Genomic DNA, 20,942 nt, shown 5'->3' on the forward strand with positions numbered 1-20,942 from the left:
CTAAAAAATAATGGAAAATAACTTGAATATAAAAACTCAAAACAAAAAAATAGAATTACTCGCACCTGTTGGAGATGAAAGAGCTTTGAAGGCTGCTGTTAATGCTGGGGCTGATGCGGTGTATTTTGGTACTAAAAGTTTTAATGCCAGAGTTGGTGCTGCTGAAAACTTTGGTGAAAAGGCACTTGAAGAGAATATAAGATTTGCTAAATTAAGAGATGTTAATGTTTATATAACTGTTAATACTTTAGTTTATAATGATGAAATTGATAAAGTGCTTCCTCTTATAAAAAGTGTTTATAATATGGGAGCTGATGCTATTATAGTGCAGGACTTGGGTATTATTGATATAGTAAGAAATAATTTAAATATTGCTATGCATGCAAGTACGCAGATGTCTTGTAATAATTTAGACAGCGTAAAACTTTTAAAAAGTATTGGACTTGATAGAGTAGTTTTAGCCCGTGAAATGAGTTTGGATAATATAAAATATATTAGAGACAATACTGATATAGAGCTTGAAACTTTTGTGCATGGGGCTTTATGTGTAAGTTTTTCAGGTCAATGTGCTTATTCATATTTGCATGGAGGAAGAAGTGCCAATAGAGGAGCATGTGCTCAGCCTTGCAGAATGGAATACACAGGAGGTAAAACTAATTATCCTTTAAGCACAAAAGATTTGATGACTATTGATATAATTCCTAATTTACTTGAAAGCGGAATAACATCTTTTAAAATAGAAGGACGTGCTAAAAGAAGCGAATATGCCGCAATTACAACTTCTATATATAGGCATGCTATTGATTTGGCTTTGGAAAATAAGGATATACCAATTGAAAAGTATAGAGAAAGTCTGATGAAGATTTTTAATAGGGGAGGTTTTTCTCAAGGGTATTATTATAATTCAAAGGATATTTTTGAAAATTATAAACCTAGCCATGATGGTGAATATATAGGAGAGGTTACAGCATACAAGAAAAATAAAATATATATACATGCGGATAAAGAATTAAATGTTTATGACGGGCTTTCGTTCGGAGAGAGCGGAACAGTTGGAATGCAGATTTCTGATTTGTATAAAGATAATGAGAGGGTAAAAAGAGCTAAAGGAAATTTGAGTTTTTCTGCTGTTATAAAAAATGTCAATGTAGGCGATAAAGTTTATAGGACTACAGACAAACTGCAGATTGATGAGGCAAACAAAATAATTGAAAATGATAGTTTTAAACATATTCTTGATTTGAAATGCATAATCGGTTTTAATAATGACAAAATAAAATTGGAAGTTCATAGCAAATACAATGATAGATTAAACAATATAGAATACATAAGCGATTATATTATTCAAGATGCCAAAACAAAATCAACTACTAAAGAAGATATTTTTAATTCTCTTTCAAAGACTGGTGGTACAGTATTTGAATTTGAAGATATTATTATAGAAGAGAATTTTAAAAATCCTTTTATACCTGTAAAAGTTTTAAATGAAGCTAGGAGAGGATTAATAGAAAAATTGGAAAATATCTTGATTAAGCCTAAAGAAATACATTATGATAAAAATATTTTTAATAATATTAATTATCCTAATACTGATATAAAAGTTTTGATTGTAAACAGCGAAGAGAAATTAAAATTATATTCTGATATTCATTATGATAAAAGAATATTATTTCCAAGTGTTTATGATGAAAATATAATAACGCTTTTTGAAAATAAAAAAATAGATGGTATAATACTTCCTCATGTAACATTTGACAAGGATATTGAAGTTATAAAAAGCATAGTAGAAAAAACATACGGCATGATAGTAATATGCAATAATTTGGGGCATATTGAGGCATTAAAAGGAAAAGCTCTATTATGGTCTGGAATAGGACTTAATGCCATTAATAATTATAGCGTAAACTTTTTATATAAGTTAGGAGTAAATACTGTAATATCTGCCATTGAAGCGGGTAAAAAATTAAAAAACACTATAAGCATAAAAGAAGGTTTTATACCTGCTATGAACTTTGCCTTCTGTCCAAAAAGCATGTCGGTTGGCTGCTCTAAATGCAAAGAAGAGGATATTATTGACCACAAAGGAAATACTGTAATATTTGACTGCGTGAAGATGTATAATAAAACTAGCTTTATATTAGAAAATATAAAAAATAAAAACGGTAATATTTATTGTTATTAGATAAAGTTTCAATCTATTTATTATAGTTTTCCTATTTTCTCTATACTTAAGCCTGTATATTTTGAAATGCTGCTCAAATCTACTTTATCATTTTTCATATTTTTAGCTAATGAAATTTTTTATTTTTCTATACCTTCTTTAACACCTTCTTCTATTACTAATCTCCTCTCTTCTTCAAGCATTATTTGATTACCATATAAATAAGCCTCTCTTTTATTGTACTCATTCATCATAAGTCTATCTTTAATAAAATTATTATATCTTTTTTGTACTTCTTCCATTATAGGTTTTTCTTTTACTAATTCTGACATAATTTCCTCCTTGCTGTCTTTCTCTTTCATAGTAAAAAATTTAAGCCAACAGTTTAAATTATATTCCAATAAATTATATTTAAATTTTTTAAGTTCAATTATATGAATTTGTAAATGATCTGTTATAAGTTTTTTATTATTTATTTTATAAATCATATAACATGAATGTATATTATTAGTATCGTCTAAATTAAAATCTAATAAATTTATACTTATAACTGGTGTTAAAGCATCATATTTTTCTCCATGCTTTAAGAGTTTACTATAATTTTATTCCAATAATATAATATTCTTTCTGGAAATCTTGAATTACCTTGAAACTGTATTTCTATTATAACAACAGTACCATTTTGTGTAATACATTTCATCTCTATATGTCCACCTTCGGTGCTATTGTTTCTTTATTTAAATTTTTATTCTAAAAAAGAGCAGTCCTTGCTGAATTTATGCATATCAGAGTAATAGAAAGGCATTTTATCTATTCTATAAATACCCCAAGTTTTTATGCCAAATTCCAAATGATAATAAACTTCTTTTGTTTCTTTATTTACTTCCATTATTTGACAATTATTCCCAAAGTCAAGAAGCATATTTCCATTGCTTAAAAAATCTATATCTGATATATAGTGAGAATATAATTTATTTTCGGTTTTATATTCATAAATTTTTTCAGCTTTCCAATTTCCATGTGAACCAGTAATTTTATATTCAACATATCTTGAGCCATTAGGATTAATATCTTCATCGCCCTGATTATCAAACATGCCTATTACATTAGTAGATATCAGAAATAAAGCATGCTGGCTTTTAGGTCCGTCTGTATTTCCATCGCCTAAAACTTTATAAGGATCAAATGATTTTAATTCTTTTAAGTATCTTCCATATGGATTATATGCTTCCATAGTATCTAATGTATCATCAGCCATATACCAAATAAGTTCCCATTCACTGTAATCAATTGCCATAACCGCCAAACTTCTTACAGATAAATAAAGTATATCATTAGCCTCATCATAAACTAAAGAATTACAATGTGCCCAGTCCATAGGAAAATCTCTTTTTCTTCCTATACTGTAGTATTTATTATCTTCATCAAATATTAACTTTTTCAAATACTCTTTTTCTCTCTCATCTCCATTTTTGTTAACTATCTTTTTTATCAAATCTCCTACATATAAGTCTCTTATTAAGTCTCCGTTATTATCAACTTCGCAAATCCTGTCTTCAACGCCCCAATCAGAATTGGCAAGCATTATATAATTACTATCAGATTTTTTTCTTATAGTGTCATGATGAACTCCTATATCGAGTTTTGTAATGTCTAATTTGGCATTTCCAAGCAAGCCGCTTACTCCCATAGTATCATAAATAACTATATCATTATCTTCATCAATAACCTTTGCTATTTCATTAGTAAGATAGAAGTTGGAATAATTAACATATCGTAAATTACCGTTTCTGCTTACCCCCATTAGGAAAAGCCCTTTCCAGCTTCTGTTTATAACAGGGCTTGCAAAATATATCTCTTCATTATTGTCTTTTAAATTGCTTATTGAATTTTTATCATTAATACTATTAAAATATATATTTTCTTCAGGAATTAAATTTTTTATAACTCTGTTAGTAGCTGGTATATATATACCGTCAATATAAAGTTTGTCTATTATTATATTAGTAGCTATTCTATTAGTGCCGTTAATAATATAAATAGTATTTGTATTTTCAGAGTACATGCCATGTATAGCAAAATTAGATCCGTAATTTTTAGGGTAAGTAAATATTATATCATTATCGCCGAGCATTCCTTTTGTTATCACTGTAACGGGGTAATTATTATTCGTTTCTGTTTTGTATACTAATGATAATGGTGTTTGTCCAGTAGGGTTTAGTATAATCTTTCCGATTTTATCATCAGGAAGCGGATTTTCATTTCTAGAACATGAAAATATTAAAATCAAAATAAAAATATTAAATAAAAATTTTGTCATATAATGAAATAACCTATTAATTATATAAATAATTAGTTATTTTAAATAATAATTTCTTTTTATGCAACAAATTATGCATCAAAAAAATTAATAATATTAGCTTTATCTTTGTTATTTTAGAATAAAAAAGTATTACTCTTCATTAAGAATATGAAAAATATAAATAATTAATAGTATCATAGTAAAAAATATAATTAATATAATGTTTTTTGATATTTTTAATATATTAAAATATATGTAATAATATTATTATATAATACCTTTTGTATAAAATAATTTAATTTCAAAAAATACAAATATATTTTATGTTTTAAAATATTTAATAGTTGACTTTTTATGTATATTTTTGTATTATAAAGCATGTAAATATATTGTTAAGGAGAGCCTATGAAAATTACTAAAATATTAATAATCATAATATTTTCATTAGCTTTATTTAATTCATTAGCATTCACTCAATATAATGAAAAAGAGTTAATAGAGGCTTGTAAAAATGGAGATTTAGAAACCGCAAAAAAATTAATAAGAACAGGAACTGATGTTAATACTAAAGATGGTGAAAAAGTAAGTGCATTAATGTATGCTGTTAAAAGCGGGAATTTAGACTTAATAAAAGAATTAGTAAGATTTGGTGCTGATATAGGTTATTATTATGGTTCTTATAATGACAGAGGTAAAAGTGTTAATATTGATATTGCATTCTTTGCTATTGAAAACGGCAATAATGATATTATTGAATATTTATTAAGTAAGGGAGATAATCCTAATGATTTTTTATTTTTTGCTATATACAAAAATTATATAAATAGAGTGAAAGAATTTATAAAAAAAGGAGCTGATGCTGATTATTATCTTCCTTATGCATCTGAAAGAGGTAATGTTCTTATAATGCCGGAACTTATAAAAGCAGGTGCTGATGATTTTAACAATTTTTTAAGAAGGGCAATATTTGAATATATTTATCAGGACATTGATAATAGTGAAGCCATAATTGAATTGATAAAAAGAAATGCTGACATTAAGTGTAGATATATCAGAAACAGACAACTACTCAGGATATGTTCAAGTACCAATATTCTTTTACGCTATACAAACAAAAAATTATAATATCGTTAAGGCTTTTTTAGATAAAGGGGTAAAACTTGAAGGTACAAATTCGGATAATCAAACTGTAATAATGGCTGCAATAATAACTAATAATGCTGATATAGTAAGAGAGATATTAAAAAAGATAAAAGTTTATTGGAAGAAAAAATTGAAGATGAGACACTATTAACTTGGGCTATAAAGAATAATAAAGGTTTTCGTTATAATTATAGTGTAGATGTAAAAGTTATTGATGCTCTCTTAGAAGCAGGGGCTGATTATGAAGCAAAAAATTCTGATGGTAAAAATGCTTTAATGGTGGCAGCTTCTATGGGCAGAGAAGATATTATTGAATTGTTGGAAAAATACGGGGCTTAAAATTATAAAATATATTTTAGGAGATTAAATATGTTATGCAAAAAATGTTTAAAAGAAATTAAAGATGATTCTATATTTTGCAGTTATTGCGGAGTAAAATTGGAAGATATAGAAAATATGTCAGATGTAAAAAGTTCTATTAATGAAGAGTCTACTATTAACAAAGAAGCTAATAGTAATAAAGAGTCTACTATTAACAAAGAAGCTAATAGTAATGAAAAGTCTAATATTAACGAACAAGATAATAGTAATAATAGTTTTTATATTCCAATATCTGGTATAAAATCAAAATTTGATCATGGTTATGAACATATGTTGTTTTCGGCATTTATATTACCTATTGTTATAATGTTACTAATGATGACAATGAATGTTAATTTTCCATTTATAGCTATTGTTGTTCCGTTTATTTTTGTTATTTTAGCTATAAAAATGAATCCAAGAGGAGTTTATATAGATGTTAGAGAAGGACGTTTAGTAAAAAATCATAATGCTAAATTTGGTTTTTTAAAAGATGTTTTATATTTAAAAGAAGTATTTTTTATAGAAGTAAAGAGTTTTCAAATAGATGCTATACCATTTCCAAAAGGTAATTTTTTTAATGCATTATTGGGAAGCGGTACTTTTTACAAATTCTCATTTTTTAATAAAGATGGATATAAAATATTATCTTTATGCGTTTCAAATATAAATGAGAAAAATAAATTATTAGATGCTCTTTCAAAAACTTTGATTTCATTAAATAAAGCTGATATTAAAGTAGATATTATTGATTCTGTAAGCAGAGATTTTGATGAATTAGCTAAATAATTTATATAACTTTATATTATACTATAAATGCTATTAATTTGTAATTATTGCATTATACTCTCTTATAGTAAAACACTATTGACAGGTACTTAGAGCGAACAATTTTTATTAGTGATAATAAGAAATAATAATTTTACAAGGAATATTTATGAAAAAAATAATGATGATTTTTTTCATTTTATTTTTGATGATAGGATGCAGTAAAAAAAATAAAATAGAAACATATATAGACGATAAAAAAAACAGTGATATAATTTTCAGTTATGATGAAATGATTATATCAAAATCATCTCCTTCGTTAAGGTATAAAATTAAAACCTGTAGAGACTGATAAGGATATAAATTTACTGCCGTCAGATTTTGCAATAATTCCGAATTATACATTAAACCTAAAAAAAGGTGAAGAAAAAATTATGGAAGTAGCAATAAATAAAAATGGTTTGAAAAAAATATACGATAAAGATTTAAAAAAATTAATTTAAAATTAAAAATTAAATCTAATTTAAATACAGGAGAAAGCAGTAATAAAACTTCTATTATGTATTATTGCTCTTTTTGCTATGTTTTTAGTACCGCTTTTTTTGTTTGAATTATTATTTGAGTTAATATAGTTTCTAATTATTGCATTATGCTGTTTTTATAGTAAAATAGTTTCATTACTTAGGACTATTGATAATGAAAAAAACATATAATAAAAATAAAGATTATATAGAAATACCTGATGAAGATTTGGAGATACTAGGAAAAGATGGTATATACAGAAAATACAGCACATATAAAAAAAATAATAGAAAAAGCAAATTAATATATTGGATTCCTTTTTTACTTGCTGTTATTTATACTATATCTCCTATAGATTTAGTTCCAGACAGGATACCTATAGGAAAATTAGATGATATAATACTGCTTGCTATAACGCTTTATTACGGATTAAAAAAAGCTGACTTTTCAGACAATCCCATTATCAATGTAATAATAAGAAATATCATACTCTCTACAACTATCACAGTATTTGTTATGATGATTATCATATACTGTTTGGCAGTTTTTCTATAATCAAATTATTATAAACGGAGAATTTTTTATGAAAAGAATATCATCTGATAATATAACTAAATTAGAAGATAATGAAGTTTTTGTTTTTGGAAGCAATACTCAAGGGGCACATGGCGGCGGTGCGGCAAGATTCGCTATGAATTTTGGGGCAGTGTATGGTCAGGCATTTGGACTTCAGGGTAAGACATTTGCTATACCTACTGTGGATTATACTAAAAGCGGTAAAATGAAAGTATCAGAAATAAAAGAATATGTTGATAAGTTTTTGGACTTTACTTTAAATCATAAAGATAAAAAATTTCTTGTAACGGAAATAGGATGCGGTATAGCAGGATTTAAAGTAGAAGAGATGGCGGAGCTTTTCAGAGCATCTTTAGAGTATGATAATGTTTATCTTCCTAAAAGGTTTTATGATTATTTAACTTCAAATAAATAAAAAAATTACAATGTTGCTAAAGTGATTTTAAAATTGATAATATTATTCAACGCACGTTAAACTTAATTCTTATATATAATGAAATTAAAATTATTAATTAATTTGTATTTAAAAAATCCATTCTGCGTGCGTTTTGAAAAGTATTAAATTTAAATAACGCTTGGGCGGGAGTGCTTGAAAAAATATATACTCATAGATTTAATCAAAGTCCATATAAAAAAACAAAGCTTTTAAATCTAAAAGGGCGGGGATTTAAATAAAGTTTAAAAATCTATTCTCACTCCCCACCCTCCAAATTTTAAAATATTATCTTTTATTTATAAATCGTTTTTAGTACTTTACTTTTACTGTTATTCTGGCTGCCCACCCAAGTGCGTTTTTTATTTATAATATTATATAACGCACGTTAAACTTAATTTTTATATATAATTAAATTAGAATTATTAATTAATCTATATTAAAAAAATACTCTCTGCGTGCGTTTTGGAAAGTGTTAAATTTAGATGGAGCATTAGTAATATTTAACTTTAAATCCTAAATACTGTTATAATAAAATATAAAAAATGAATAATTTAAACATGAATAAAAAAATATTTTTATTATCATACATAATATTTATATCATCTATAGTTGTTTTTATAATTATTTTTTTCTTACTTGGAAATGTTGAAAGAAAAGGATATTTATCAAATTTTAATCATATAATTGAGAATAAATATTATTTTACACTAAAATTTGAAAGTAAGCTTTTTCAAAATAACCAAATATACAGAGTATTCCCAAATACAAATGAAATGCCTGATAATGTTGCTAATATTATATGGAGCGGAAGTTATTATGGGAATTTAGTTCTTGATAATGATCATATTCAATTAAAAGAAAATGATAAAATAGAAAATATCAAATATAAATTAAGAATAAAAAAAGATGTATTTTTATTTTTGATATTTATTATAATACTTTTTCCAATACTCTATCTTTATATAATACCTAATATTTATCATCATTATAAAGTATATATATTATTTTTTATATTAAATTCATTTTTGTATTTAATAACTTCAAATTTCATAATGCCTTTATTTTCTATGATAAGGCTTGATTTTAATGTACGCGATTTTTTATATACATACTTATTCGTAATGCTTGCTTATAATTTACTAGCGTATTATCCATTTAATTTAAGATGTATAAAAAATATTAGAATAATACTTACTTCTTTATTTTGTGTTGTATCAATATTCTCATTTTTTGTAATAGAGTCTATCAGTTTAACAGTACTAAGTATGGTAATAGTTTTTTCAGATATTGCCAATCTTTATGCCTCTCTTATTACTGTTCTTCCTGTTTATCTAAAAATTATTACTATTGCTGTAAGTATAATATATTTTTCTTCCATAGTAATATTTATATTATTATTTATTTTTAATTTATATAAGATGTTTATAAGAAATAAGACATCATCATTAATTATGACTTCTTGTATAATATTTATTTCATTTTATTTATTTTTAATACCAAAAAATATAGATATATGGAGTATAGACTTTGTAAGAAATGCTAGAAGAAAAGGAATAATAAATACTATAAACTATAGAATTAATTATGACAGATTAAATAATATAAAACCAAGTAAAGAACTTGTAGAAGATTCTATTAATTTACTTAAAGAATATGAATTGAAAAGAGATGTATCAAAACTTTATTTGAAATCTACAAAAGATATTTTTAATAATATAAGAAAATTAGAAGAAGATATTAATTCTATATTAATAAATGCTTCTAATGATAGTTTTGTTTATAATAATGAAAGAATAGATTATGATTATATAGAAAAGTTAAAAAATAATTATGCCGATGTATATAGCAATATAGGCACTTCAATCACAAATGATTTAGAAAAAATAGAAAACTTAAAGCATAGTTTAAAAAGAGATGTGTATTTAATATTTTTGGAATCATTTTATGATTATTCACATTTTAAAATATTATTTGAAAAAGATCCGTTTACAAAAGAGTATAGGAACTGGGCTTATAATTCAAGAAAAATAGCACCTAATGTTAATAACGGAAGTTTTTATGCAAGGCTCTCAGGACTTACAGCTTCATCTCCTCTTTATCCGAAAACACAGTCAGAAAAAATAGAAAATACTCTTCCAGATTTACTTTCAAAAAATGGGTATAATACTATAGCTTTAGAGGAGGCACTTAACACTTATAACTTAAAAACTTTTTATCCGTCTATAGGTTTTTCTTCTCAAGTATTCGGACTAGGAACTACTAATATTAATACATATTTATCTACAAATATACAAAATTTAAAGAGTCCTATATTTGCATCTGGTTTTACTATATTGGGGCATACTGATTCGCATTTGGATAATAATTTAAATATAGCAGAAAATAACAAAGAGTTTCTTAACTATTTTGAAGGTAACGATAAACTCCATATAATGGAAACACTTGATAACTCAGCTATGACAGCCATTGAAATAATAAAGATAAGAGATACTATATTAAAACATTCTCCAAATGCCATTATAATATTTAAGCATGATCATCTATATCCTTATCTTAAAGCTATAATACAGCGTTCAAATATAGATGAAAAAATAAAAAACAACTTTTTAAATGATTACAAACCTTCACCAATACTAATATGGGACGGTACTAATGGGGCATACAAAGCAGATAAAAATTTTACTCCGGAAAATATACCTCTATTTATAGCTGTAAACTTAAATATTGACTATACTAACAGTATAATATCACTGTTATATAAAGAAGAAATCGAAAATACAATAAGCACTTACAACAGATTTTATTATACTACCAACAATATTCAAATAAATCAAAATGAAGTTTCCAACCTCACAATATTTAAATACGAAAATGCTCAGCGAATATTATCTCAGGATATTTTTCAAGGTAAAAAATATTATTATGATTTAATAAATAACTCTAATAAATAATTTGACTATTTAAATTAATTGTGATATAATAGTGAAATATTATATTGGATTTTATTTATGAAGCAACAAGCAACAAGCAACAAGCAACAAGCAACAAGCAACAAGCAACAAGCAACAAGCAACAAGCAACAAGCAACAAGCAACAAGCAACAAGCAACAAGATTCTAACTTATTAACATCTTTATTTAATAATCTCTATAGCTATTGCAAAAATAAAAAAATTAAAATATACATAATATTATTAATTATTATATTTATAAGTATAATAATACTTTCTATTCTTGGTAAAAAAACTAGAGTTGGATATTTATCTGAGTTTAATTTAATTATAGATGACACATTAAAATTAAATAATCTTAACATAGAAAAAACTAAATATTTATTTACTATAGATAATGAATTAGATAATAATTCTATAATAAATTATATTTTCACTAATGAAGCTATTACAAATTATAGTTATAATTTCAGAATAAAATATTATTCTAAAGTTTTTAGAAATAGCGATATTTATAGTGTTTACATAGATGCTAATAAAATACTTAAAGAAAATAATTTCATTAAAGAAATAAAAATGTATGGAGATGGAAGTCCTTTCGGTAATTTAGTGTCTAATAAAAAAATAGATTTAGATAAAATTGAAAATATTGAATATAAATTAAAAATAAAATATTATCTTATTGCTATCGTATTAATTATATTATTAATTATAGATCTCATTTATATTTTCTCAAAACAATATTATAAATTGCTTAATATAGAATTAAGTAAGCCATTAAAGTTAGAATATATTATATATTCTATCATAGTATTTTTATGTTATGTAATGTACATATATTCTGATGTTCTTATCCATGTTCCTTTTAGTGTAAATTTATGGAATGTACATCCATTTAATTTTAATTATGAAGTTTATATGAAAGTAGGTTCATATCATTATAGTCATTGGCCTTATTTAGCTTATATAATATATTCTATACTATTTTTTCCTATATGGGTTTATACAAAATTAAAAGGTTTTACTTTTTATACTTGGCATCATGAAGCATTTTCTATAGATATATTTGAATTAATGTATATAAAAACTATACTATTTATATTTGTATTAGTATCTGCTCGTACAGTATATAAAATATCTAAAGAATTTAAACTATCTGATAATAATTCAAAATTATCAGAATATCTATTTTTATCATCCCCATTTACTATATTGCCAGCCCTTTTTATATCTCAAATGGACATTATTACAATATATTTCATGTTACTTGGAATTTTGTCTTATATAAAACATGATAAGAAATATTTAATGTGGTTTGCCTTATCTATATGTCTAAAAAATTATCCTATTTTTATATTATTTCCTTTAATTTTACTTAGAGAAAAAAAATTAAAAGAAATAATACTATACAATATAATAGCAATAGCACCATTTATAATTACAAATTCAATAACAAAAGTTGCTGACTTATTGTATTATCATAATCCTCCATTACCATATATTCCTGCTAAGGATATTTATGGTGAAGTATTTAGTCTGTTATTATTGAATAAAATAGCAAATTTACCAGTATTTTTAATATTATATTCTATTATTTGTATCTATTGTTTTTTCACTCCTAAAAAAGATGATGATAAAATATTATCTATAAATATTATATTTGTAACTTTTGTAAGTTTTTTATTCGGTCATTCAGAAATTGTACCTTTATATCGTTTAGTTGTACTATCTCCTTTTATACCATTACTATTGTTTACAACAAATTTAAAATATTTAAAATTTAATATTTTTATAGAATTTATATCTCTAACTTTTTATAGTATTTATTTATTAATTAGACATACTTATGTATCTCTTTCAGAAGCAACTCGAACATATTCTATACCATTAATTAAATTTTTCTATAAAGAAAAATCATTCAAGTATAATAACATAAGAGACCTAATACCTATTTTATCTACTGAATATATTAATAATTTTATATACTCATTTATGTTTATAGGATTATTAATATTAGCTTATTTATTTTCTTATTATTCATATAAAAATAATTTTCAATCATATTATAGTGAAGAAATACAGATAAAAAGATATCTCATCCTTATTAGATATATACCTGTTCTAGTTGTTATGATTGGATTTATTATTCTATTATTTGTTAATAAATCATTTTAAAGGGTTTGACATGTATGATATAGGCTTAATAAAAGTAAATATTCCAACTTATGATAAACATATATTTTTTGAAAAGAAAAATAAATACGCTTTATTAATACCTGTTTTAAATGAAGGAGAAAGATTTATATCGCAAATGAATAAAATGAAAAATGCTAATATATTTAGTATTTGTGATGTATATATATGTGATGGTGGAAGTAAAGATAATTCATCTAATCCGGACTTTATAAAAGAATATGGATGTAAGGGGCTTTTAATAAATACAAGTGATAAAAAAGGACAAGGTGTACAATTAAAGCAAGGTTTTTATGAAGCTATAAAATATGGATATGATGGTGCTATTATGGTTGATGGTAATGATAAAGATAATGTCCATGAAAGTTTGCCATTATTTATAGAAAAATTGGAAGAGGGTTATGATGTTGTTCAGGCTACAAGATTTACTTTAGGCGGTAAAGAAGAAAATACCCCTCTTTTAAGAAATATTGGTATAAGATTAATAGCTTCTCCTCTAATTAGTTTAACTTCAGGTTTTCATTATGATGATGTTTGTAATGGATATAAAGGGTTTTCGAGAAAGTATATTGTAGATGAAAGAATGGATTGGTTTAGAGAAGATTTTAATACTTATGAATATTGTTATTATCCATTAATACATGTTAAAAAATTAGGTTATAAAGTTTGTCAAGTTCCTACAACAAGAATTTATCCAAAAAATGAAGTTCCATCAAAAATAAAAGGCTTTTCGTCTAATTTAAAATTATTAAAAGAAATATTTAATTTAGCTTATAGTAAGACCAGACCAGACCAGACCAGACCAGACCAGACCAGACCAGACCAGACCAGACCAGAATTAATATATACAGCGATTGCATATGCTTTTATAATAATTCAAAATATCAAAAATTACAACCTATGCTGCAGCAATATAAAATTGCAGCATAGGTTTTTTGTGTTTAACTAATTTTAGGAATATATTATGGTATATGATTATATAATAATAGGTGCAGGTATTTACGGGTTTTATTCAGCTGACATTTTATCTGATAAATATAAGAATTCTAAAATTTTAATAATAGAAAAGGATAATAAAGTATTTTCAAGAGCCTCTTATGTTAATCAGGCAAGATTACATAATGGTTATCATTATCCTAGGTCATTGCATACTGCTATAAAATGTTCTCATTACTTTGATAGGTTTATTAAAGACTTTCCATTTTCAATAGTTTCAGATTATACTAAGATTTATGCAGTATCATCAAAATTTGGTATGGCTACTCCTAATAATTTTGAGCTTTTTTGTGATAATGCCAATATACCTTATGAAAGAATAGATGAAAGCATATTTTTTAATAAAAATACTGTAGATGCATGCTATAAAACAAAAGAATATACTATAGACACGCTAAAAATAAAGCATTTTTATTTAGAAAAATTAAAAGAAAAATTAAATATTACCATCATTTATAATGATTACATAAAAGATGCTGTTATTAATAATGACATATGGGTATTAAAATTAAATTCAAATAAAGTTATAAGTACTAATTTTGTTATTAATACTTCTTATGCTTCTTTAAACAGCATATTAAAAATATTTCACTTAAATACATTATCTATGAAATTTGAATTAGCAGAGATGATACTTTGCAATCCATCTGAAAGTTTAAAAGGTTTCGGAATAACATTGATGGATGGTCCGTTTTTTTCTGTAATGCCTTTTGATAGTCATGGTATGTATTCTCTATCATCAGTAAGATATACACCGCATCAAAATTGTTTTTCAGAATTGCCGCAATTTACCTGTCAGGAAAAATCCGAAACCTGCTGCGGACTATTTTTAGATAATTGTAATGCCTGCAAAGTAAGACCTAATACAGCTTGGATGCATATGTTTCAGCTAGCTAAAAAATATTTAAAATCAGAATTTTTACCAGAATTTAGAGAAAGTATTTTTGCTATAAAGGCATTAATGCAGTCCTCTTCAACATCTGATTCAAGACCAGTTATTATTATAGAAAATAATAAAGATCCAAAATTTATTAGTATTCTTGGCGGAAAATTAAATACTATATATGAATTAAATGAGGTACTTTTATGAAAGATAAAAATTATGCTAGTTTTATTATAGCTAAAATTGACAGCAAAGAAAATTATAAAATATTAGAAAATTATATATTAAATAAATTTGAGTATAGTGAAATAATTATATTAATAAATGATCATAATATTAAAAATATTAAAGAATATTTAAATCCTTCTTCTGATAATGTATTATGCCTTAATTTAGGTCAAAATACAGATGAAGATAATTCTATAAGGGCAGGATTAGAATTTTCAAAAGGAGATGTAGTTTTTGTAATTAAAGATTTATCTATTAGTAATATAGAAGATTATTTAGATAATCTTTATGAATCAAATAAGAAAGGTGTAGATGCCTCATTTTTAACTTCTAAATATTACAGGTTTAAGGATAAATTAACTATTAATTTAATATCATCATTTTCTAAACATAAATTAAAAAATGTATATGATATTTTATTTTTGGTTACAAGGCGAGTTATAAATGCTATTACAGAAGACAGTAGTAAAACAACTCCTATATCGTACATTATTCGTGATATTGGATATAGTTATAATGAACTTGAATACAATATAAAAAATAAAAAATATTATATGTCAAAACAAACTAGAAGTGTTTATTTATTACTATTTTCAGAAGCTTCTTCAAATTTTACAGCATCATTATCTTTATTAAGTGCTTTAATTGCTGTAGTGACAGGAATATATGCTTTAATTATATATTTATCTGATAATAAGCCAGTTGAAGGGTGGACTACAACGTTTTTATTTTTATCATTTAGTTTCACTATGATATTTGCTATATTTAGTCTTATCATAAGATATTTAAGTGTAATACAAAAAGAATTATATAATAAACCAAATTTTAGAGTAAAGTCAGTTTTTAAATTATAAATAATATGATAGGGGATAAAATTGTATGAATTTTGAAGAAATAAAAAAAAGAATTCCAGAATATACATATATTTCTTTTTTTGAAAAAAGAAATAAATATGCCTCTGTAATTCCAGTTTTAAATGAAGGTCAGAGATTTTTCAATCAATTAGATAAAATGAAAAGTAAGGATATATTCAGAATATCTGATATATTTATATGCGATGGAGGAAGTAGTGATTCTTCATCAAATCCAGAAATTATTAAAAACTATGGTTGCAAAGGATTAATAATTAATAAAAGTAATATTAAAGGTCATGGTACTCAATTAAAACAAGGGTATTATGAAGCATTAAAAGAAGGTTATGATGGTATAATAACTTTTGATGGTAATAATAAAGATAATGTAGAAGATACTTTGGAGTTATTTATAAAAAAATTTGATGAAGGATATGATGTAATACAAGCTACTAGATTTTCAATGGGAGGGAAAGGAGTAAATACACCATTATCAAGATATTTGGCAATTAAGTTGATAGCTTCTCCTTTAGTAAGTCTATGTTCTGGATATCACTATACTGATCCTACAAATGGATATAAAGCATTTTCAAGAAGATACATGACAGATGATAGAATAGATTGGTTTAAGGCGGAATATTCTAAATATGAATATGGTTATTTTCCGCTAGTGCATGCTAAAAAACTTGGATATAGAATTACTCAAGTTCCAACTATTAGGGAATATCCTATTGGAGAAATACCTTCAAAAATAAAAGGATTTAGCTCTAATTTGAAATTATTGAAACAGATGCTTAATAGTTTATTTAATAGTCCAAAATAGTAAAAGAGGTTATCTATATGAAAAATATAAAAATAGGATTTATTGGAGCAGGTCATATATCTAATTCGATGTCTAATGCTATAGATAATATCGAAGGTATAGAAAAATATGCTGTATCTTCTAGGGATATAAATAAAGCAAAAGAGTTTTCAAAATATCATAATTTTAAAAAGAGCTATGGTTCATACATAGAAATGTTGGAAGATGAAAATGTAGAATTAGTTTACGTAGCTACACCAGTATCGCATCATTACAAACATGTTAAAATAGCATTGGAACATAATAAACATGTACTATGTGAAAAAACTTTTACTTCAAATTACAAAGAGGCAAAAGAACTAATTACTATTTCTAAAAATAAAAATCTTTTATTAGCAGATGCTATGTGGACTAGATATATGCCTTCGAGATATAAAATAGAAGAGTTTTTAAATAGCGGTATTATTGGTATTCCTAAGATGCTAGAAGCAAATTTAGGATATATACTTACAAATAAAGATAGACTATTTAATAAAGAATTGTCAGGAGGTGCTTTGTATGAAATTGGTATATATACTATTAATTTAGCTTTATCAGTGTTAGGGCATAATATAAAAGGAATAAATGTTAATTCTATAATAGATTGCAACGGTATAGATTTACAAAGTTCAATCACATTAAATTATAGTAATGATGTAATAGCTACTTTAATATATTCAATAAACTCAATTACGGATAGCAGAGCTGTTATAGCTGGTACGGATGGTTATATTGTTATTGAAAATGTTAATAATCCTCAGAATATATATGTTTTTTCAAAAGAAAGGAAATTATTAGATAGTTATTATAAAAATGATGGTATTAAAGGTTATGAATATCAATTAAAATCAATTGTAAAATCTATAAGTAATGGAGAAATAGAATGCAAAGATATGCCGCATAATGAAATTTTAGAAGAAATGAAATTAGTTGATATTATCACAGAACAGAACAGAAACAGAACAGAACAGAACAGAACAGAACAGAACAGAACAGAACAGAACAGAACTAATATAATTATTTTAACTATATATTATTCTATTAAAAAGTCAATACATAAAAAACGTATTGACTTTTTTTATTTTAAAAATTCAGGAGTAAATTATGAATAAGTGTTTAATAGGTTATACAGGTTTTGTAGGAAGTAACATATTGCTTAAATCAGATTTTGAATTCAAATATAATTCAAAAAATATAAATGATATTAAAAATAAAAAATTTGATTTATTAATCTGTTCATCAATACCAGCCGATATGCAGCTTGCTAATACTAATCCAGAAAAAGATTTATCAAATATTAAAGAATTACTAAATATATTAAGCACTGTAAAAGCTAATAAAGCTGTATTAATATCAACTATAGCAGTATATCCTCAGCCTGCTATTTATGATGAAAATAGTAATGATTTTATTAGTGATTCTGATTACGGAAAAAATAGAAAAATAGCAGAAGATGAATTTGCTAATATTTTTAATAATTCTCATATAATAAGATTGCCTGCATTATTTGGTAGAAATTTAAAAAAGAATTTTATATATGATATAATAAATCCTGAGCCAGCATTTTTTACAGAAAAAAAAATTGAAACAATAAAAGATAAGATAGTTTTTTCAAAAAGATATTATAAATTTGACTTAGAAAAAAAGAGATATGTATTTGATAAAAATAGTGCAATTGAAGATAAGGTATTAAATATAATAAGAAAAGAGTTATTTGATATCAATGAAACATCATTGCAATTTACTAATTCTGAAAGCACTTTTCAATTTTACAATTTAGATAATTTGTATAGTGATATATTAAAATCAATAGAATATAATATTTATAGGCTTAATATATGTTCTGCCCCTATTTCAGCAAGAGATCTTATGAAAAATATTTTTAATAAAGAATTTATTTCCAACAATGCAAAATTATATAATTATAATATGAAAAGTATATATGCTGATAAATGGGAAAATGATAAACAGTATTTATACAGTGAAAAAAATATATATGATGATTTAAGAGAATTTTTTAAATTAAATGGAGTATTATGATGAAATTATGTATATCTGCTTTAGCTTGGAATATAAAAAATAAAGACAAGGTTTATAATTTTTTATCGAAAAAAGGAATAAAATTTATAGAAATAGTACCGTTTAAAATATCAAAATTAGGTTTATATGATGAGTACAATAATTATATTAAATTAAAAAGAGAATGGGAAAATTTTGGATTACAAGCCGTCTCTATGCAAAGTTTGCATTTTGGATTAAGTAATTGTTCATTATTCAATTCTGAAATTGAAAGAAAAAAACTATATGAATATACATTAAAGTCTATAGAGATTGCTTCTACATGTGGTATAGAGCATATAGTATTTGGTTCTCCAAAATTGAGAGTTATTCCTTATAATATGCCCTATGATAAAGCTAATGATATAGCTTTGGAATTCTTTACAAAATTAAATGATGATGCTATTAAATATAATGTTGTAATTGGTTTAGAGCCTAATTCTAAAGAATATGGTACTAATTTTTTAACTAATACTAAAGATACATTTGATTTTATCAAAAAAATAAATTTAAAAAATATAAAAATAAATTTAGATTTAAGTACTATAATTTTAGAAAATGAAAATATATCACAATCCATAGATTTAGTAAATTCATTGAATTATAGCTTTCATTGTCATATAAGCATACCTTATTTAAAAAATAATTATGTAGATTATAAAAATAATTTAATAGAATATTTTTCAAAATTAAAAAATTCTAGAGTTAATCACTGTTCAATAGAAACTGTAATAAATAATGATAGTGAGATAGAAAATATTAATATTATAAATAAAATAATTGATTTTATAGAATCAATATAAAAGGAAACAATTTAATATGTTGAGAGAAATACCCTATTATAAAATAGAAGAATTTTTTAATAAAAAACATAAATATTGTGTAGGTATTCCATTATTGAATGAGGGTGAAAGAATACAAAAAGAATTGAAATCTATGTTAGATAATGATATACCAAATATAGCAGATATTATTATATTTGATGGCGGCAGTAATGACGGATCTACTAATGAAGATTTTCTAAAAAGTGTAAATGTAAGAACTCTTCTTATAAAAACTGGTGAAGGAAAACAAGGAGCACAGTTTAGGATGGGATTTGATTATATTTTAAATCAAGGATATGAAGGTATAATAACTATAGATGGAAATAATAAAGATGGGGTGGAATATATAAAAGATTTTATTAAAAAATTAGAAGAAGGATATGATTTTATACAAGGTTCAAGATTTATAAAAGGAGGTATTCATAAAAATACACCAATATCAAGATATTTAGCTGTTAAATTAGTGCATGCTCCTTGGATTAGTTTTATGTCAGGTTTTAAATATACTGACACTACATCAGCATACAGAGGTATTTCTAAAAAATTATTATTAGATGAAAATATTAATATATTTAGAAATATATTTTCAGGATATGAATTATTATTTTATATGTCTGTAATGGCACCAAAATTAAATTATAAAGTTTGTGAAATTCCTGTATCAAGGATATACCCTAAAAATATTAAAACTCCTACAAAAATAACTTTTTCAGGTAATTTTAATATCATTAAAACTTTATATAAAATACATATGGGTTTTTATAATATTATAATAAAATAGTTATTAGATAAAATTGATTAATTAAAAAAGTAATATTAGAAAATAGAAGATTTAAGTATAATTCTATTAA

18 protein-coding genes and 1 pseudogene are annotated in these 20,942 nt (G+C 24.2%); 17 read left to right on the forward strand and 2 right to left on the reverse strand.

Annotation, left to right across the window (positions count from 1 at the left end; genetic code table 11):
• Window positions 1-10 precede the first annotated feature (10 nt).
• A complete protein-coding gene (locus BMUR_RS07315) occupies window positions 11-2,182 on the forward strand; it encodes a peptidase U32 family protein (protein ID WP_013113963.1) in 2,172 nt (723 codons plus the stop codon).
• Window positions 2,183-2,202: 20 nt separating this feature from the next.
• On the opposite strand, the pseudogene BMUR_RS07320 reads toward BMUR_RS07315, so the two are convergent.
• Together BMUR_RS07320 and BMUR_RS07325 are read right to left on the reverse strand one after the other, a co-directional pair.
• A pseudogene (locus BMUR_RS07320) lies at window positions 2,203-2,864 on the reverse strand (Rpn family recombination-promoting nuclease/putative transposase); the annotation flags it as partial.
• Window positions 2,865-2,906: 42 nt separating this feature from the next.
• Window positions 2,907-4,481: an aryl-sulfate sulfotransferase gene (locus tag BMUR_RS07325; protein ID WP_013113966.1), complete on the reverse strand. Its 1,575-nt coding sequence runs from the start codon at window positions 4,479-4,481 to the stop codon at window positions 2,907-2,909.
• 387 nt (window positions 4,482-4,868) lie between these two features.
• Here BMUR_RS07325 and BMUR_RS07330 point away from each other — a divergent pair, with 387 nt between their 5' ends.
• From BMUR_RS07330 to BMUR_RS07400, 16 genes are all read left to right on the forward strand, one after another.
• Window positions 4,869-5,588 carry an ankyrin repeat domain-containing protein gene (locus BMUR_RS07330; RefSeq protein WP_013113967.1) on the forward strand — a complete coding sequence of 240 codons (720 nt, stop codon included), beginning with the start codon at window positions 4,869-4,871 and terminating at the stop codon, window positions 5,586-5,588.
• Window positions 5,491-5,757, forward strand: coding sequence for an ankyrin repeat domain-containing protein (locus BMUR_RS14965; RefSeq protein WP_244833417.1), 267 nt, complete (start codon window positions 5,491-5,493; stop codon window positions 5,755-5,757). Before BMUR_RS07330 ends, BMUR_RS14965 begins: the two co-directional genes overlap by 98 nt.
• Window positions 5,724-5,945 (forward strand): ankyrin repeat domain-containing protein, encoded by a 222-nt coding sequence (locus BMUR_RS14970; protein WP_013113968.1) that lies wholly within the window; start codon window positions 5,724-5,726, stop codon window positions 5,943-5,945. The genes BMUR_RS14965 and BMUR_RS14970 overlap by 34 nt, the downstream gene beginning before the upstream one ends.
• A 30-nt stretch (window positions 5,946-5,975) precedes the next feature.
• A complete protein-coding gene (locus tag BMUR_RS07335; RefSeq protein WP_013113969.1) occupies window positions 5,976-6,755 on the forward strand; it encodes a zinc ribbon domain-containing protein in 780 nt (259 codons plus the stop codon).
• Window positions 6,756-7,430: 675 nt separating this feature from the next.
• Entirely contained in the window at window positions 7,431-7,811 is a 381-nt protein-coding gene (locus tag BMUR_RS07345; protein ID WP_013113971.1) for a DUF1232 domain-containing protein, read from the forward strand.
• A gap of 28 nt (window positions 7,812-7,839) precedes the next feature.
• A complete protein-coding gene (locus BMUR_RS07350) occupies window positions 7,840-8,247 on the forward strand; it encodes an A1S_2505 family phage non-structural protein (RefSeq protein WP_013113972.1) in 408 nt (135 codons plus the stop codon).
• 578 nt (window positions 8,248-8,825) lie between these two features.
• Complete coding sequence (locus BMUR_RS07355; RefSeq protein WP_244833419.1) at window positions 8,826-11,219, forward strand: alkaline phosphatase family protein; 2,394 nt, start codon at window positions 8,826-8,828, stop codon at window positions 11,217-11,219.
• A gap of 574 nt (window positions 11,220-11,793) precedes the next feature.
• Complete coding sequence (locus BMUR_RS14760) at window positions 11,794-13,392, forward strand: hypothetical protein (RefSeq protein ID WP_013113974.1); 1,599 nt, start codon at window positions 11,794-11,796, stop codon at window positions 13,390-13,392.
• A 10-nt stretch (window positions 13,393-13,402) separates the two neighbouring features.
• Entirely contained in the window at window positions 13,403-14,359 is a 957-nt protein-coding gene (locus tag BMUR_RS07365; RefSeq protein ID WP_013113975.1) for a glycosyltransferase family 2 protein, read from the forward strand.
• Window positions 14,360-14,374: 15 nt separating this feature from the next.
• Complete coding sequence (locus BMUR_RS07370; RefSeq protein ID WP_013113976.1) at window positions 14,375-15,496, forward strand: NAD(P)-binding protein; 1,122 nt, start codon at window positions 14,375-14,377, stop codon at window positions 15,494-15,496.
• Window positions 15,493-16,371, forward strand: a complete 879-nt coding sequence (locus BMUR_RS07375) for a glycosyltransferase family protein (protein ID WP_013113977.1) — start codon at window positions 15,493-15,495, stop codon at window positions 16,369-16,371. The genes BMUR_RS07370 and BMUR_RS07375 overlap by 4 nt, the downstream gene beginning before the upstream one ends.
• 25 nt (window positions 16,372-16,396) lie before the next feature.
• Window positions 16,397-17,191: a glycosyltransferase family protein gene (locus BMUR_RS07380; protein WP_013113978.1), complete on the forward strand. Its 795-nt coding sequence runs from the start codon at window positions 16,397-16,399 to the stop codon at window positions 17,189-17,191.
• 17 nt (window positions 17,192-17,208) lie between these two features.
• Window positions 17,209-18,321 carry a Gfo/Idh/MocA family protein gene (locus BMUR_RS07385; protein ID WP_013113979.1) on the forward strand — a complete coding sequence of 371 codons (1,113 nt, stop codon included), beginning with the start codon at window positions 17,209-17,211 and terminating at the stop codon, window positions 18,319-18,321.
• On the forward strand, window positions 18,314-19,249 hold the full coding sequence (locus tag BMUR_RS07390; protein ID WP_013113980.1) for a Rossmann-fold NAD(P)-binding domain-containing protein: 936 nt from the start codon (window positions 18,314-18,316) through the stop codon (window positions 19,247-19,249). The genes BMUR_RS07385 and BMUR_RS07390 overlap by 8 nt, the downstream gene beginning before the upstream one ends.
• Entirely contained in the window at window positions 19,246-20,070 is an 825-nt protein-coding gene (locus BMUR_RS07395) for a sugar phosphate isomerase/epimerase family protein (protein WP_083771108.1), read from the forward strand. The genes BMUR_RS07390 and BMUR_RS07395 overlap by 4 nt, the downstream gene beginning before the upstream one ends.
• Window positions 20,071-20,086: 16 nt before the next feature.
• Window positions 20,087-20,872: a glycosyltransferase family 2 protein gene (locus BMUR_RS07400; protein WP_013113982.1), complete on the forward strand. Its 786-nt coding sequence runs from the start codon at window positions 20,087-20,089 to the stop codon at window positions 20,870-20,872.
• Window positions 20,873-20,942: the final 70 nt, after the last annotated feature.

Origin of the sequence: Brachyspira murdochii DSM 12563 (genome assembly GCF_000092845.1) — a bacterium.
Taxonomy (GTDB): domain Bacteria; phylum Spirochaetota; class Brachyspiria; order Brachyspirales; family Brachyspiraceae; genus Brachyspira; species Brachyspira murdochii.

Bases quoted from the DNA above. Each gene is read 5' to 3' on its own strand.
- BMUR_RS07385 (WP_013113979.1), top strand. From the start codon at position 17,209: ATGAAAAATATAAAAATAGGATTTATTGGAGCAGGTCATATATCTAAT.
- BMUR_RS07400 (WP_013113982.1), top strand. From the start codon at position 20,087: ATGTTGAGAGAAATACCCTATTATAAAATAGAAGAATTTTTTAATAAA.
- BMUR_RS07390 (WP_013113980.1), top strand. From the start codon at position 18,314: ATGAATAAGTGTTTAATAGGTTATACAGGTTTTGTAGGAAGTAACATA.
- BMUR_RS14760 (WP_013113974.1), top strand. From the start codon at position 11,794: ATGTATGGAGATGGAAGTCCTTTCGGTAATTTAGTGTCTAATAAAAAA.
- BMUR_RS07380 (WP_013113978.1), top strand. From the start codon at position 16,397: ATGAATTTTGAAGAAATAAAAAAAAGAATTCCAGAATATACATATATT.
- BMUR_RS07315 (WP_013113963.1), top strand. From the start codon at position 11: ATGGAAAATAACTTGAATATAAAAACTCAAAACAAAAAAATAGAATTA.
- BMUR_RS07325 (WP_013113966.1), bottom strand. From the start codon at position 4,481: ATGACAAAATTTTTATTTAATATTTTTATTTTGATTTTAATATTTTCA.
- BMUR_RS07365 (WP_013113975.1), top strand. From the start codon at position 13,403: ATGTATGATATAGGCTTAATAAAAGTAAATATTCCAACTTATGATAAA.
- BMUR_RS07395 (WP_083771108.1), top strand. From the start codon at position 19,246: ATGATGAAATTATGTATATCTGCTTTAGCTTGGAATATAAAAAATAAA.
- BMUR_RS07355 (WP_244833419.1), top strand. From the start codon at position 8,826: ATGAATAAAAAAATATTTTTATTATCATACATAATATTTATATCATCT.
- BMUR_RS07350 (WP_013113972.1), top strand. From the start codon at position 7,840: ATGAAAAGAATATCATCTGATAATATAACTAAATTAGAAGATAATGAA.
- BMUR_RS07375 (WP_013113977.1), top strand. From the start codon at position 15,493: ATGAAAGATAAAAATTATGCTAGTTTTATTATAGCTAAAATTGACAGC.
- BMUR_RS14965 (WP_244833417.1), top strand. From the start codon at position 5,491: ATGCTGACATTAAGTGTAGATATATCAGAAACAGACAACTACTCAGGA.
- BMUR_RS07330 (WP_013113967.1), top strand. From the start codon at position 4,869: ATGAAAATTACTAAAATATTAATAATCATAATATTTTCATTAGCTTTA.
- BMUR_RS07335 (WP_013113969.1), top strand. From the start codon at position 5,976: ATGTTATGCAAAAAATGTTTAAAAGAAATTAAAGATGATTCTATATTT.
- BMUR_RS07345 (WP_013113971.1), top strand. From the start codon at position 7,431: ATGAAAAAAACATATAATAAAAATAAAGATTATATAGAAATACCTGAT.
- BMUR_RS07370 (WP_013113976.1), top strand. From the start codon at position 14,375: ATGGTATATGATTATATAATAATAGGTGCAGGTATTTACGGGTTTTAT.